At 68.1% G+C, this 13,910-nt stretch carries 14 protein-coding genes; 4 read left to right on the forward strand and 10 right to left on the reverse strand.

All coding sequences use genetic code 11. From position 1 onward, the window contains the following. Window positions 1-104: 104 nt before the first annotated feature. Window positions 105-965 (reverse strand): oxygenase MpaB family protein, encoded by an 861-nt coding sequence (locus A7E77_RS08510; RefSeq protein WP_063687210.1) that lies wholly within the window; start codon window positions 963-965, stop codon window positions 105-107. Window positions 966-1,016: 51 nt separating this feature from the next. Between A7E77_RS08510 and A7E77_RS08515 the strand changes: the two genes are divergently transcribed. Next, a complete protein-coding gene (locus tag A7E77_RS08515; protein ID WP_063687212.1) occupies window positions 1,017-1,760 on the forward strand; it encodes a class I SAM-dependent methyltransferase in 744 nt (247 codons plus the stop codon). A 190-nt stretch (window positions 1,761-1,950) separates the two neighbouring features. Next, a complete protein-coding gene (locus A7E77_RS08520; RefSeq protein WP_063687214.1) occupies window positions 1,951-2,442 on the forward strand; it encodes a DUF1440 domain-containing protein in 492 nt (163 codons plus the stop codon). 78 nt (window positions 2,443-2,520) lie between these two features. On the opposite strand, the gene A7E77_RS08525 is transcribed toward A7E77_RS08520, so the two are convergent. The 8 genes from A7E77_RS08525 to A7E77_RS08560 all read right to left on the reverse strand — a co-directional run bounded on the left by A7E77_RS08525 (window position 2,521) and on the right by A7E77_RS08560 (window position 9,684). Then, window positions 2,521-3,513 carry a sensor histidine kinase gene (locus A7E77_RS08525; protein ID WP_231292076.1) on the reverse strand — a complete coding sequence of 331 codons (993 nt, stop codon included), beginning with the start codon at window positions 3,511-3,513 and terminating at the stop codon, window positions 2,521-2,523. A 62-nt stretch (window positions 3,514-3,575) separates the two neighbouring features. Further along, window positions 3,576-4,022, reverse strand: coding sequence for a response regulator (locus tag A7E77_RS08530; RefSeq protein WP_017977314.1), 447 nt, complete (start codon window positions 4,020-4,022; stop codon window positions 3,576-3,578). Then, entirely contained in the window at window positions 4,019-5,530 is a 1,512-nt protein-coding gene (locus A7E77_RS08535; protein WP_063687216.1) for a sensor histidine kinase, read from the reverse strand. Before A7E77_RS08535 ends, A7E77_RS08530 begins: the two co-directional genes overlap by 4 nt. 52 nt (window positions 5,531-5,582) lie before the next feature. Further along, window positions 5,583-6,341 (reverse strand): exonuclease domain-containing protein, encoded by a 759-nt coding sequence (locus tag A7E77_RS08540; protein WP_017977316.1) that lies wholly within the window; start codon window positions 6,339-6,341, stop codon window positions 5,583-5,585. A 359-nt stretch (window positions 6,342-6,700) separates the two neighbouring features. Beyond that, window positions 6,701-7,165 carry a PH domain-containing protein gene (locus tag A7E77_RS08545; protein ID WP_063687218.1) on the reverse strand — a complete coding sequence of 155 codons (465 nt, stop codon included), beginning with the start codon at window positions 7,163-7,165 and terminating at the stop codon, window positions 6,701-6,703. Between the two features lie 31 nt (window positions 7,166-7,196). Further along, on the reverse strand, window positions 7,197-8,564 hold the full coding sequence (pgmG, locus tag A7E77_RS08550; protein ID WP_063687220.1) for a phosphoglucomutase/phosphomannomutase PgmG: 1,368 nt from the start codon (window positions 8,562-8,564) through the stop codon (window positions 7,197-7,199). Continuing rightward, window positions 8,561-8,824: a J domain-containing protein gene (locus A7E77_RS08555; protein ID WP_063687222.1), complete on the reverse strand. Its 264-nt coding sequence runs from the start codon at window positions 8,822-8,824 to the stop codon at window positions 8,561-8,563. Before A7E77_RS08555 ends, pgmG begins: the two co-directional genes overlap by 4 nt. Beyond that, entirely contained in the window at window positions 8,821-9,684 is an 864-nt protein-coding gene (locus A7E77_RS08560) for a division plane positioning ATPase MipZ (RefSeq protein WP_063687224.1), read from the reverse strand. Before A7E77_RS08560 ends, A7E77_RS08555 begins: the two co-directional genes overlap by 4 nt. An 87-nt stretch (window positions 9,685-9,771) precedes the next feature. On the opposite strand from A7E77_RS08560, the gene panC reads away from it, so the two are divergent. Together panC and A7E77_RS08570 are read left to right on the forward strand one after the other, a co-directional pair. Further along, window positions 9,772-10,617, forward strand: coding sequence for a pantoate--beta-alanine ligase (gene panC, locus A7E77_RS08565; RefSeq protein WP_063687225.1), 846 nt, complete (start codon window positions 9,772-9,774; stop codon window positions 10,615-10,617). 79 nt (window positions 10,618-10,696) lie between these two features. Next, window positions 10,697-10,993 (forward strand): SEL1-like repeat protein, encoded by a 297-nt coding sequence (locus tag A7E77_RS08570; RefSeq protein ID WP_018250550.1) that lies wholly within the window; start codon window positions 10,697-10,699, stop codon window positions 10,991-10,993. Window positions 10,994-11,255: 262 nt separating this feature from the next. Here A7E77_RS08570 and topA read toward each other — a convergent pair whose 3' ends face one another. Next, window positions 11,256-13,829 (reverse strand): type I DNA topoisomerase, encoded by a 2,574-nt coding sequence (topA, locus tag A7E77_RS08575; RefSeq protein WP_063687227.1) that lies wholly within the window; start codon window positions 13,827-13,829, stop codon window positions 11,256-11,258. Window positions 13,830-13,910: the final 81 nt, after the last annotated feature.

The raw sequence follows: 13,910 nt of genomic DNA on the forward strand, positions 1-13,910 counted from the left end.
GCCGTTCGCGCTGAGCGTGTCGAAGCGCTGCTGTCCGTAAGCGCGCCGCTCGTCGCGTCCCGCCCTTCGACAGGCTCAGGGCGAACGGGGCGAAACGGATTGCGTCAGGCCTGATCCCTGGCCCGCTTCGCCGAGCCGTCGCGCAAGGCCCAGCGCAGGACGGAGCCGACGCCCGCCATGCCGGCGCGGACCATCGGGCGGCGGCCGGGTGGCGGCGTGAGGTCGTGGAGCGTCACGCCCCAGCGCGGCAGCAGGTCGATACCTGCGGCCATCAACAGCTTTTGCGCGGAGGCGAGCGCGGGCACCGCGACGGGCTGGTCGAGCAGGGCGCGGGCAACCTCGCGCGTGCGATGGTCGGCGCGCAGGCACGGGCGGATCGCGGAAAAATACGCGTCCACCTCGGCGCGGCTGCGCGGCACGTCGCGCGCGCCGAGCGCTTCGGCGACGCGGGCATATTCGGCGAGATAGCGGTCCTGCTCCGCCGCGGGATAGTCCGGGTCGCGGTAGCGGCGGTGCGCGGCGAGGAAGCTCGCGACCTCGGCGACATGGACGAAGGTGAGCAGTTCGGGATCGTTCGCGCTATACGGCGTGCCGTCGGGCAACGTGCCCGCGACGGAATCGTGGATGCGGCGGACGCGGGCGATCATCCGCTCCGCCGTCTCGGTCGAGCCATAGGTCGTCGCGGAGATGAATTGCGCGGTGCGCCGCAGCCGGCCGAGCATGTCGGCGCGGAAGTTGGAATGGTCCCACACGCCCGCCAGCGCGCCGGGGTGCAGCATCTGGAGCAGCAGCGCGGCGACGCCGCCCGCCATCATCGCGGTGAAGTCGCCATGCACCACCCAAGCGGCCGAGCCGGGCCCGAACAGGCCATCGTCGCCGGGCGGACGGGTGAGATCGACGGTGCCGTCGTCGAAGCCGACGAGCCGATGCACTTCGCGCTGGATCGCGCCGCGCAGATCGCTCATGCTGCTGTCCGTCAATCTCATGCATGTCCAACCGGTTGAGGGGTACAAAAGATGCGGCTGATCGTATCGATGATCGCAGGCCTTGCGATGACCACCGCCGTCGTGGCGCAGGAAAAGGCTGCGCCCGCCGGCAGCGCGATCGGCCGGGCGCTCGCCGATCCGGCGCGCGCCGACCAGTCGGGCGACGATGCGCGACGCCAGGCGGCGGCGGTCCTCGCCTTTTCGGGTGTGAAGCCGGGCGACGTCGTCATCGATTATCTGCCGGGTGCCGGATATTGGACGCGCATCTTTTCCGGCATCGTCGGGCCGAAGGGCAAGGTCTATGCGCTGTGGCCGGCGGCGGGGGCGAAATATGCCGCGAAGACGCTGCCGGCCTTGCAGGCGCGCGGCCTGTCCAACGTGACCGCCGAGGTGCAGCCGACCAACCTGCCGACCGTGCCGCAGCCCGTCGACCTGTTCTGGACGGTGCAGAATTATCACGACATTCCCAACAATGGCGCCGGCGAACCCGCGCTGCGCGCGTTCGACGCGGCGGTGTTCAAGCTGCTGAAGAAGGGCGGCACCTATGTCGTCATCGACCATGCCGATGCGCCCGGCACTGGCCTGTCGGGCACCGCGACGCGGCACCGCATCGATCCCGCGGTGGTGCGCCAGCAGATCGAATCGACGGGCTTCCGCTATGTCGGGTCGAGCAACGTGCTCGCCAACCCAGCCGACGATCACACGAAGAACGTCTTCGACCCGGCGATCCGGGGCAAGACCGACCAGTTCGTGATGAAGTTCCGCAAGCCCTGAGGGGCGACGCGTCTATCGATCCTTTCGTGCTGAGCCTGTCGAAGCACGGCCATCCACGTGCGGTGCGGGTGTGGTGACGCGCCCTGCGACAGGCTCAGGGCGAACGGTGGGCGGATAGGCGGCGATATGTCGTCGTGCCCACGAACCTCTCGGTCGCATGCGGCGTTGGGCGCTGCATCTGACCGGGAGAATGCGTGTGTCGTCACTTGCCAACAGCCTGCCCAAGACCCTGCTCGCCGGCGTTGCCGGGGGGATCGTCGCCAGCCTGGCGATGGACCTGTTCCAGAAGGGCGTCGCCGCGGTGGTCGACATGGGCGGCAGCAACGACGATCCCGCGACGGTGAAGGCGGCGGACAGCGTTAGCGAGGTGGTGACGGGCGAGCCAGTGACGCAGAAGCGGCGCGAGAGCGCGGGGGTGCTGGTGCATTACGTGACCGGCGCGGCGCTGGGCGCGGGCTATGCGCTGGCGGCGCGGGTGTGGCCGGAAACGACGGCGGGATTCGGCACGGCGTTCGGTGTCGGCGTCGCGACGCTGCTGGACGATGTGGCGGTGCCCGCGTTCGGCTGGGGACCGTCGGCCACCGATACGCCGCCGGCGATCCATGCGTACGGGCTGGCGAGCCACGTCGTGTTCGGCGCGGCGCTGGAGGGAACGCGGCGGTTCGTCGAGGCGGTGGATTGAGGTGGGACTATCGCCTCTGACTCAGCGTCACCCCGGACGGGGTCCGGGGTGACGTGGTGGATGGGGCAGGCGCCGCGCTTATGCCATCGCCGCGCGTAGCGTTGCCCTGACGCCCGGTGTGCGGGGTTCGTATTCCACCGCGGAATGCAGGCTTTGCGCCATGGCGCGGATCAGCTTGGTGCCGAGGCCGGTGCCCTTGGGCGTCGCCTCGGCGGGCATGCCGCAGCCGTCGTCTTCGACCGCGAGCAGGAAGATGTCGTCGCCGTCGCGGCGCAGCAGCACGCGAATCTCGCCGCCGACGCCGTCCGGATAGGCGTATTTGCACGCGTTGGTGACGAGTTCGGTGACGATCACGCCGAGCGACACCGCCTTGTCGGTCGGCAGGCGGATCGATTCGGCGACGAGGTGCAGCGTATTCGCGCCATCGTCGCACGACAGCGTTTCGTTGAGTTCGTCGATCAGCGACTTCAGATAATCGTGCATGTCGACGCTTTCGACGTCGTTCGCCGAATACAGCCGGCGGTGGACCTGCGCGATCGCGCCGATGCGGCGCTGCGTATCGTCCAGCGCGGCGCGCGCGGCGGGGTCGCTGAGCGCACCTGCTTGCAACCGCACCATCGCCGACACGAGCTGCAGCGAATTGGCGACGCGGTGGTTCACCTCGGACAGCAAGGTTTCGAGCCGCGCGTTGCTGGCGCGCAGATCCTCTTCGGCGCGCGCCTTTTCGCGCGTCAGGCGGCTGCGCTCCAGGACCTGTTCGAAGCTGGCGGTGAGGAGGTCGAAGAAGTCCTCGCCCACCGTCTTGACGACATAGTCTGCGGCACCCGCCTTCAACGCGGCGATCGCGATCCGGCCCTCGTCCGATCCGGTGACATAGACCACCGGTGGCGGCTCGGGCAGCGCCTTCAGCTGCTCGAGCGTCTCCAGCCCGTCCATTTCCGGCATATAATGGTCGACCGCGACGAGATCGAACGGCTGACCCGCCGCCAGCATCACGCCCTCCGCGCCGCTGTCGGCGACCGTCACGCTATAGCCGCGCCGTTCGAGCGTGCGCGCCGCGAGCCGGCGCAGACCGGCGTCGTCGTCGATATACAGGACGCTGGCGGGCGCGCTGGGCGGAACCTGGGTCAGGATCAGTGTTCCTCGACCTCGGGGACCTGGATCACCGACAGGAACAGGCCGAGCTGGCGGATCGCCTGCGCGAAGCTTTCGTAATTCACCGGCTTGGTGATGTAGACGTTGCAGCCCAGATCGTAGCAGCGCTGGATCTCGACCTTGTCGTCGGTCGTGGTCAGCACGACGACGGGGGTGCGCTTCAGGGGGCTGTCCTCTGCCTTGATACGGGCGAGGATGTCGGTGCCACTCATATCGGGCAGGTTGAGGTCGAGCAGCACCAGCGCCGGGCCGTTCCTGGCGGGGCCGTCGGGCGCTTCGAACAGGAAGTGCAGCGCCTGGTTGCCGTCGGTGAAATGCTTGATGTCGTTGTTGATGCCGGCGCGGCGAATGTTCTTTTCGATCAGGCGCGCGTGGCCTTCGTCATCCTCGATCATGACGATGCCGACGGATTGATGGGCGTTCATGACGCAATGTCCTGACTGGAAAAGGTGGCGGGAAGGTTGAGGCGGAAGGTCGATCCTTCGCCCAGCGCGCTGTCGACGTCGATCGTGCCGCCGAGGCGATAGGCCAGCGCGCGCACATGCGCCAGCCCGATCCCCTCGCCTGGCTGGTCCTGCTGGCCCGATCGGCGGAACAGATCGAAGATGCGCTGGTGATCGCGGGCATCGATGCCGCGGCCATTGTCGGCGACCGACACGATCACGCGATCGCGGCGCTGCTCCGCCGATACGCTGATCGCACCGGGGCGACCGGGCTGAAGGTATTTGCTCGCATTCTCGATCAGGTTCGACAGGATCTGTTCGATCGCGACGCGGTCGGTCACCACGCGCGGCATCGGGCGGATGACGGTGAGCGTGACGCCGCGATCGTCGAGGACGTGGCGGATCGACCCTTCGATCGTGTCGACCACGGCGGCGAGGTCGATCGCTTCGGGGGTGATGACGCGGCGGCCTTCGCGCGACAGCTTCAGGATGGCATTGATCAGCCGGTCCATCTTCTGCGTCGAGGTGCGGATGAAGCCGATCGCTTCGGGCAGGTCCTCGCGCACTGCCAGCCGCGCATCCTCAGTAACGATGTCGGGGCATTGCGCCTCCGCCCGCTCGACCAATGTGGTGAGCGGCGGAATGACCGCGGCGAGTTCGGCGGTGAAGCCCATCACGTTGACCAGCGGCGAACGCAGGTCGTGGCTGACGATATAGGCGAAGCGCTGGATTTCCTCGTTCGCACGGCTGAGGTCGGCGGTGCGCTCGGTCACCGTCTCTTCGAGCCGCTCGTTGAACGAGCGCAGCGAATCGCGCGAGGCGGCAAGGTCGCGCGTGTAGCGCAGTACGGTGAGCAGCGAGGCGAGTACGACGAACGCGAGGATCACCGCAGCGGTGGCAAGGATGCCGTAGAACAGGCGGACGCTGGCGCGCTGCGCGGCGTTGCGCAGCTCGAGCAACCGGCGTTCTTCGCCGCTCATCCGTTCGAACAGCGTGCGGATCATCGTCAGCCGCCGGATGCTGGTTTCCTGTTCGAATGCGGTCACCGCGTCCGCGCGGCGACCGGCATCGACCAGCGCGATCGTGCGACTGCGCTGGTCGAGCAGGGCAGCGACCTCGCGTTGCAGCAGCGTGAAGCTCGTGACCTGACGCGGATTGTCGTGGGTCAGCGATTCCAGCCGGGCGAGCGCAGGCGCCAGCGCCGCGCCCCATTCCCGGTAGGCGTCGCGATAGCGCACGTCGCTGGTCAGCAGATAGCCGCGACGCGAGGCTTCGCTCTGTTCGATCAGGCGCCGTGCGGTGCCGATCGCCAGTTCCACCTCATAGGTATGGCCGACCGTTTCGGTGTGCTGTTCGCCGCGCGCGGTGGCGAGGCCGGCGGCGATGCCCGCCACGATCAGCGCGGCGAAACCCATCACCATGAAGGCGATCAGCACGCGGCCGAAGCGGCCTTCCCTGACGACGAAACGGTTGCGGATGGTGGTGATCACGGGCGCTGCCTTACGCCAGCGTTACGAACCATTCCAGAGGGGTGAGATTATACTATAGCAAGAGGTCCTGCGCGCTGGCGCGTCCCACGGCGCCGCCACCGCTGCGGCGATCCATTTCGGCATTGGCGGTGAAGCGGATGTCGGGATCGCGATCGGTCAGGAAGGCCATCAGGCTTTCGTGGTCGAGCTCGCTCCACGCCTTGCCGCGATAGGGGCCGTAGCGGACGCGCGGGATCAACCCCGGCGTGCGCGACCAGTCGAGGCATTGCGCGAGGCCCGCCTCGTTCAACTGGTCGCGCAGGTGGTGCGCGGTGACATAGGCGTCGGGGAAGGCGCGATGAACGGGCAGGCCGCGCTGCTGATCGAGCCCCTCGGGGCGGCGATAATAGCGCAGCACCTGATTAGAAAAACTGGGACTGTCCGGCCACAGGCGCAGCGCGCATTTCCAGGTGCAGATCCACTCCTGCCCATGGGTCAGGCTGGGCGTGCAGAATTGCTGTTCGAAGTCCGCCCGATGCGCGGCGAGCGCGACGCGGCGCGGATAGGGGTCGAGCACGCGGCGTGCGACGTCGTGCCACCAGGGCGCATCGGCGACATCCTCGTCGAGGATGTGGTGAATCGCCTGCGTGATCGGCGGGATGGCGCGGCCGGGATTGACTAAAATCGACCCTCCCTCGCCCTGCAGCTCCCAGCGGCCATCGGCGCCGAGTGCGACGTCCTGCCAGCCGATTTCGCACACGCCATGCGCAGGCGGCGCGCTGCCGGTGGTTTCGAGGTCGATGACGCGGACGATCTGGGGCTGGGGACGCATTGCTGGGTAGATGGGGGAAGTGGACGGATTCCGCCAGCATTTGGTGATTGGGCGGTCAGCGGGGCTTAATTTGCAGAAGCCATTCCTGTCCGCCCCCTCCGTCACGCCTTCGGCGCGCCACCTCCCCCTGGCGGGGGAGGACTTTCGTTGTTGGCGTTGACGAGGGTGTGAGGTGGGTGGGGAGCACGCGACGGTTCGTCTCTCCACCCGTCACCCTGGACTTGGTCCGGGGTCCACCGGGCCGCAAGGGGATGGCAAGAGGCTCAAGCCACCCCCCCCTCGCCGCTGAGTGGACCCCTGACCAAGTCCGGGGTGACGGTGTGGGTGGGGCGGCCGGTGGCAACCCACTCCGTTGCAGATCAGCGATAGTCGTCTTCGTCGATGTCCAACTCGCGCACACCGCGCTGCCGCCGGGCGCGGTCGACGAGTTTGCGGATGCCCTCGCGGCGTTCGCGGGCGGCGGGGATGTCGCGCAGGACGAACTGCATATTCTGCGTCGTACGGTCCGACGAGGTGATGGTGATCGTGCCGATATCCGCGATCTGGTTGATGACAGAGAAATCGACGCGCACGTCCTTGATGCGGTAGAGTTCGATCTCGTCGATCGATTTCATGATCAGGCCGCGCTTCACGATCAGCCGCTGGTCGGTGATTTCATAGGCGGCGGACATGTTCTGCAACCAGCGGACCGCGATGATGACGAGGCCCACGCCGATCGCGCAGCTGAGGATCGTCAGCCAGCCGGTGAAGCTGCCGAGCAGCCAGCGATTGGTGCTCGAGCGGAAGCTGTCGACGGCGCGTTCGGCACTGTAGGACCCAGACATGACACCGACCCTATCGGGCACGGCATGTCTGTCAATCGCGGGCGATGCCGCAGGCCGTCAGGTGCGCATCGACCTCGGCGAGCAGGGCGTCGAGGTCCGCCTGGCAGCGGGCTTCGGCGCGCAGCGTCAGCATGTCCTGCGTGTTCGAGGCGCGCAGCAGCCACCAGCCTACGGGCGTCGTGACGCGGACGCCGTCGATCGCCACGACGGGCGTGCCGGTCGCCTCGACCCGCGCACGCACCGCATCGATCACCCCGGTCTTGCGCGCCGGATCGATCGCGAAGCGCAGGTCTGGCGTGCTGACGAATGGCGGCATCGCGTCGCGCAAGGCGGTGAGCGACTGCCCCGAGCGATGGACCGCGCCGATCAGCTGCACCGCGGCGTACAGCGCGTCGTCGAAACCGTACCAGTCGTGCCCGAAGAAGATGTGGCCCGACAATTCGCCCGCGATCGGCGCGGTGTGGGCGAGCATCGCTTCCTTCATCGGGCTGTGGCCGGTCGCGCCCATCACCGCGGTGCCGCCCAGGTCCGCAATACGATCGAAGACGTAAGCCGAGGATTTGACGTCGGCGACCACGGTAGCGCCGGGACAGGCGGCAAGGACGGGCTCGATCAGCAGGCCGAGCAGCTGGTCGCCCCACAGCACGCGGCCCTTGCCATCGACCGCGCCGATCCGGTCGCCGTCGCCGTCGAAGGCGATGCCGAAGTCAAGGCCCTTCTCCCGCACCAGCACCTTGAGGTCGGCGAGATTGGCTTCCTCGGTCGGGTCGGGGTGATGGTTGGGGAAGCGGCCGTCGACGATGGTGTGGAGCAGGTGATGCTCGCCGGGCAGCTGCGCGACGAGCCGCTCCACCGCGGGACCGGCGGCGCCGTTGCCGCAATCCCAGCCGATGCGGAACGCACCGCCGACATAGCCCGCGAGCAGTCGTGCGACATAAGCGGGCAGGACGTCGTGGTGGGTGACGCTGCCGGTGCCCTCGCTCCATGCGCCGGTGGCGGCAAGGCGGGCGAGATCGACCACATCGGCGCCGTAGAAGGAGCGGTGGCCGAGCACCATCTTGAAGCCGTTGTCGTCGCGCGGATTGTGGCTGCCCGTCACATGGATGCCGGCGTCGACGCCCAGCGTCGCCTCGGCGAAATACAGCATCGGCGTGGGGCCGAGGCCGATGCGGACGACGTCGACGCCCCCTGCCACGAGGCCGGCGACCAACGCGGTTTCGAGGTCGGGCGAGGAGAGGCGCCCGTCGCGCCCTACGGCGACGCGCGTGCCGCCCGCGGCGCGGATGCGCGTGGCGAAGCTGCGGCCGATCGCGGTCGCGTCGGCGGGGGCGAGATTGCGCCCCACGGTGCCGCGAATGTCATATTCCCGCAGGATCGCGGGCGAGAGGACATGGCTCATGCGGGGCGGCGCAGGCCCTCGATCAGCAAATCACGCGCCGCATTGATCTCACGCGTCGCCGATTCCGATCCGCCGCGATCGGGGTGGAATTCGGCGAGCAGGCGGCGATGCGCGGCGCGGATCTCCGCCTCGTCCGCCTCTGCCGCGACGCCCAGGATGCGGCGCGCGCGCTGCTGCGGGCCGACCGCGGTGCGCTTCGGCTTTCGGCCCAGATAGTGCCATGCGAGCCAGATCAGCCCGATGACGATCAGCCATTTCATGCGGCGATATCGGGGGTCGGCTCGGCGGCCTGCGATTCGGCCGGCTGCGACCCGGACGGCTGGGAGTCGGAGGGCTGGGCGGGTTCGGGCAATTGCAGCGCCGCCATCATCTCGCGCAATTCCTGCCGCGACGCGACATGGCCCAGGCCCATCGCGCCGAATTCCTTGGCATCGATCATGGTGAGCCCGGTCGGGAACAGCTCGCGATAGATCACGCGTTCGCCGAGGCCCGGAATGATGCGGAAGCCGACGCGCTTCGACAGCTGGGTCAGCGCATCCGACACGCGGCGCATATTGCGCGCCTCGATATGCTGCAGGCGGTTGCGCAGCACGACCCAGTCGATCTGCGTCCCATCGGCGCGGGCACGCTGCTTGCGCGCGTCCCAGATCAGCTCCGAATAGAAGCTGGGCTTGGTGACGTTGAACGTCTCGGGATCGACCTGGCCGATCAGGTCGAAGTCGACGAAGCTGTCGTTCATCGGCGTGACGAGCGTGTTGGACAGCGCCGCCGCGGTGCGCGCGAAATAATCGTCGCGACCGGGTGTGTCGACGATCAGGAAGTCAGCGCCTTCGGACAGGCGATGCCACTTTTCCTCGAATACGTCCTCGTTCGTGCCGTCATGCGTGTCGTGGACGGGCATGGGCAGCGCGCTGCCCTTGCGCTGCATCGTGGCGGCGCGGTTGTCGAGGTAGCGGCCGACGGTGCGCTGGCGGTGATCGAGGTCGAAACAGGCGACCTTCGCGCCCTTCGCGGCGAGCGCGATGGCGACGTGAACCGCCGTCGTCGACTTGCCGGTGCCGCCCTTTTCATTGGCGAAGACGATGACGTGGGGGGAGGGGACATGTGGCCCTGCGGGCACGGCTCGTTCCTTAATGCGTTCTTCCGGGTTGCCCGGTTGCTGCCCTCTTCATAGAAGCCGCGCGCTCATTGTTCGAGGGGGTAAACGGTGCAGACAGTTCGAGACCTGGCCGGCTTGCGCGACGCGGTCGCCGCATTCCGCGCCGAAGGGGCGACCATCGCGCTGGTGCCGACGATGGGCGCGCTGCACGCGGGTCATATGGCGCTGATCGAGGCGGCGCGGCGCCCGGGCACGAAGGTGATCGCATCGATCTTCGTCAACCCCAAGCAATTCGGCCCGAACGAAGACCTCGCCCGCTATCCCCGGCGCGAGGCGGCGGACGCGCGCCTGCTCGCCGACCATGGCTGCGACCTGCTGTGGGCGCCACCGGTCGAGGTGATGTACCCCAAAGGCTTTGCGACCAACGTCAGCGTTTCCGGCGTCAGCGACGGGCTGGATGGCGCGGCGCGGCCGGGGCATTTCGATGGCGTTGCGACCGTCGTCACCAAGCTGTTCAACCAGACGCGCGCCGACATCGCCTATTTCGGCGAGAAGGATTTCCAGCAGCTCGCCGTGATCCGCCGCTTCGTCGCGGACCTCGACATGGCCATCGAGATCGTCGGCGTGCCGACGCAGCGCGACGATGACGGCCTCGCGCTGTCGTCGCGCAACATCTACCTCGACGAGGAACAGCGGGCGAAGGCCATCGCTCTGCCGCGCGCGCTGGGCGTCGCGGCGCGCAGCATCGCGCGCGGCGACGATCCCGAAGGCGCGCTGGCGGAGGCGCGCGGCGCACTGGTCGCGGCGGGGTTCGAGGTGGATTATGTCGCGCTGGCCGATGCCGAAACGCTGGCCGAATCGCCGGCGGCGGACCGGCCGCGGCGGCTGCTTGCGGCTGCGCGGATGGGAACGACGCGGCTGATCGACAACGTGGCGGTCGAGGCAACGCCCTGACGGACATGGTGTTTTTCGCGTTAACCATTTCGTAGCGGTCGGCGCGCCATGGTGGCCCCATGAAAAATAGGGGCGATCCATGGCAAACAGTCTCAAGAGTGCGCAGTTTCTTTTAGAAAGCCGCATCGCCGACGCGATGCGCGGCCGGCCCGAGGCGCTGTTCGACCTCGGCGTGTGCTATCAGACCGGGACCGCGGGGGCGGGGATCGATCTGATCGAGGCGCACAAATGGTTCAATCTCGCCGCCGTCGCGGGCCTTGAGGACGCGGTGGATGCCCGCGCCGACGTGGCCGAGGACATGACCGCGCGCGAGATCGCCGAAGCGCAGCGCCAGGCGCGCGCCTGGCTGATGATGACGCAGCGCCGGGCGGCGTAGGCGGTTCGACACGGCTTCGTGTTCGTCATCCCGGCGCAGGCCGGAATCCATGGACACGCCGCCGCCGATGGTTCGCGAACCACAGCCGCCCCGCCACCGTGGATCCCGGCGTTCGCCGGGATGACGATGGGAGGAGCGGCGCCCTATCCCCACTGCCGTCATTCCCGCGCAGGCGGGAATCCAGACCCTCTGACCTTGCGGCAAGAAGCGCGACGGTAGCGCGTCTAGATTCCCGCCTGCGCGGGAATGACGAACGTGTGGATCAGTCCGCCTTCTTCTTCGCCGGCGCCTTTTTCGCGGCCGGTTTCTTGGCGGCTGCATCCTTCGCCGCCGGCTTCTTCGCCGCGGCCTTTTTGGCCGGCGCCTTCTTCTTTTTCGCCGGTGCCGCCGCCGCGCGGGCATCGATCAGCGACGCCGCCTCCTCCAGCGTCAGCGCCTCGGGCGTGATCGACTTGGGCAGCGTCGCGTTCGTCTCGCCGTCGGTGACATAGGGGCCGTAGCGCCCTTCCATCAGCTTGATCTCCGCCTCTGTGCGCGGATGCTTGCCGAGCTCCTTGAGTGGCGCCCGCGCGGCGCCGCGCGCGGGACGGCCACCGCCGGCGGCCGCCTCGGCGAGCTTCACCACCGCGGCGTTCATCCCCGTTTCGAACACGTCGGCGGTCGATTGCAGGCGTGCGTATTTGCCGCTGTGCGCCAGATAGGGGCCGTAGCGGCCGATCGAGGCGGTGATCGGCTCGCCCGTCTCCGGGTGGTTGCCGATCGTACGCGGCAGGCTCAAGAGCTTCAGCGCCCATTCCAGGTCGAGCTCGCCAGGCAGATCCTTGGGGATCGAGGCGCGCTTGGCGTCCTTGCCTTCGCCGAGCTGGATGTACGGCCCGAACCGCCCCGATTTGCGCTCGACCTCCAGCCCCGTGACCGGGTCCTTGCCCAGGCCCTCAGGCCCGCTGTCCTCGCCCGCCTCGGCGCCGGCCTGCGCGAAGCGGCGGGTGTATTTGCACTCCGGGTAATTGGAGCAGGCGATGAACGCGCCGAACCGGCCGCCACGCAGCGCGAGCTTGCCCGCCTCGCACTTCGGGCACAGGCGAGGGTCGCTGCCGTCCGCCTTGTCGGGGAACAGATAGGGCGCGAGGAACTGGTCGAGCTCCGCGGTGATGGCGGAGGGCTGCTGTTCCATCACCTCGCTGGTGCGCGGCTTGAAGTCGCGCCAGAACGCCTCCAGCACCGCCTGCCATTGTGCGCGGCCGCCGGACACGTCGTCCAGCTCTTCCTCCAGCTCGGCGGTGTAATCGAAGCCGACGTACTTTTCGAAGAAGCGCTCGAGGAACGCGGTGACGAGTCGGCCGCTCTCTTCAGCGAAGAAGCGGTTCTTCTCGACGCGGACGTAATTGCGGTCTTTCAGCGTCTTGATGATCGAGGCGTAGGTCGACGGGCGGCCGATGCCGAGCTCTTCCATCCGCTTGACCAGTGAGGCTTCGGAGAAGCGCGGCGGCGGTTGGGTGAAATGCTGTTCGGCGAGCACGTCTTTCTTCGCCGGCGCATCGCCGTCGCGCAGGCGCGGCAGGCGGCGCGCTTCCTCGTCCTGGCTGTCGTCCTGCCCTTCCTCGTACAGCGCGAGGAAGCCGGGGAAGAGCACGACCTGGCCGGTCGCGCGCAGCACGTTGCGCCCCGTGCCGTCCGCCATCTCGACCGTGGTGCGCTCCATGCGCGCCGAGGCCATCTGGCTGGCGAGCGCGCGCTTCCAAATGAGGTCGTACAGGCGCGCATGGTCGCCGCCGCCGACGCGGTCCTTGCCGAAATCGGTCGGGCGGATAGCCTCGTGCGCTTCCTGCGCGTTCTTCGCCTTGGTCTGGTACTGGCGCGGCGAATCGGGGACGTAGCCACCGTCGTACCGCTCGGCGATCGCCTTGCGCGCGGCCGAAATCGCACTGCCGTCCATCTGCACGCCGTCGGTCCGCATGTAGGTGATCGCGCCATCCTCATACAGGCCCTGCGCGATCCGCATCGTATGGTCTGCCGAGAAGCCGAGCTTGCGCGCCGCCTCCTGCTGCAACGTCGAGGTGGTGAAGGGCGGCGGCGGGTTGCGCGTCGCCGGCTTGGTCTCGACCGACTGAACCGAGAAGCGGCCCGCCTCGACCGCGGCCTTGGCCTTTTGCGCGTCGCCCTCATTGCCGATCGACAGGCGGTCGAGCTTCTTGCCGTCCCACTGCACGAGGCGCGCGGTGAAGGGCGTGCCGTCCTGCTCCATGCTCGCGGTGACCGACCAATATTCCTGCGCGCGGAACGCCTCGATCTCGCGCTCGCGATCGACGATCAGGCGCAGCGCGACCGACTGGACGCGGCCCGCCGATTTGGCGCCGGGCAGCTTGCGCCACAGCACCGGCGACAAAGTGAAGCCGACCAGATAGTCGAGCGCGCGGCGGGCGCGATAGGCGTCGATCAAATCGGTATCGAGCTCGCGCGGGTTCGCCATTGCGGTCGTCACCGCCGCCTTGGTGATCGCGTTGAAGGTGACGCGCTGGACGTCCTTGGGCAGCGCCTTGCGACCCCTCAGTACCTCCTGCACGTGCCAGCTGATCGCCTCGCCCTCGCGATCGGGGTCGGTCGCCAGGATCAGGCGGTCGGCGGTCTTCGACAGATCGGCGATGGCTTTGAGCTGCTTCGTCTTGTCCGCGTAATTCTCCCACTCCATCGCGAAGCCCTCGTCGGGATTCACCGACCCGTCCTTCGCCGGCAGGTCGCGGACGTGGCCGTAGGAGGCGAGTACCCGGTAATCCGAGCCGAGGTATTTTTCGATGGTCTTCGCTTTGGCGGGCGATTCGACGATGACGAGCTGCATGGCGGCGATTACGGTCCTTACGTGTACGCGCGAGGGTGGAAAGCCGCCGGGGCGACTGTCAACAGGGGGATGACACCGATG

The sequence above is a fragment of the Sphingomonas sp. NIC1 genome, assembly GCF_001638925.1.
GTDB classification, from domain to species: Bacteria; Pseudomonadota; Alphaproteobacteria; order Sphingomonadales; family Sphingomonadaceae; genus Sphingomonas; species Sphingomonas aquatilis.

Coding starts and splice junctions, on each gene's coding strand:
- A7E77_RS08510 (WP_063687210.1), bottom strand. CDS start 965: ATGAGCGATCTGCGCGGCGCGATCCAGCGCGAAGTGCATCGGCTCGTC.
- A7E77_RS08545 (WP_063687218.1), bottom strand. CDS start 7,165: ATGTCTGGGTCCTACAGTGCCGAACGCGCCGTCGACAGCTTCCGCTCG.
- A7E77_RS08530 (WP_017977314.1), bottom strand. CDS start 4,022: ATGAACGCCCATCAATCCGTCGGCATCGTCATGATCGAGGATGACGAA.
- A7E77_RS08520 (WP_063687214.1), top strand. CDS start 1,951: ATGCGTGTGTCGTCACTTGCCAACAGCCTGCCCAAGACCCTGCTCGCC.
- topA (WP_063687227.1), bottom strand. CDS start 13,829: ATGCAGCTCGTCATCGTCGAATCGCCCGCCAAAGCGAAGACCATCGAA.
- pgmG (WP_063687220.1), bottom strand. CDS start 8,564: ATGAGCCATGTCCTCTCGCCCGCGATCCTGCGGGAATATGACATTCGC.
- A7E77_RS08570 (WP_018250550.1), top strand. CDS start 10,697: ATGGCAAACAGTCTCAAGAGTGCGCAGTTTCTTTTAGAAAGCCGCATC.
- A7E77_RS08540 (WP_017977316.1), bottom strand. CDS start 6,341: ATGCGTCCCCAGCCCCAGATCGTCCGCGTCATCGACCTCGAAACCACC.
- A7E77_RS08555 (WP_063687222.1), bottom strand. CDS start 8,824: ATGAAATGGCTGATCGTCATCGGGCTGATCTGGCTCGCATGGCACTAT.
- A7E77_RS08515 (WP_063687212.1), top strand. CDS start 1,017: ATGCGGCTGATCGTATCGATGATCGCAGGCCTTGCGATGACCACCGCC.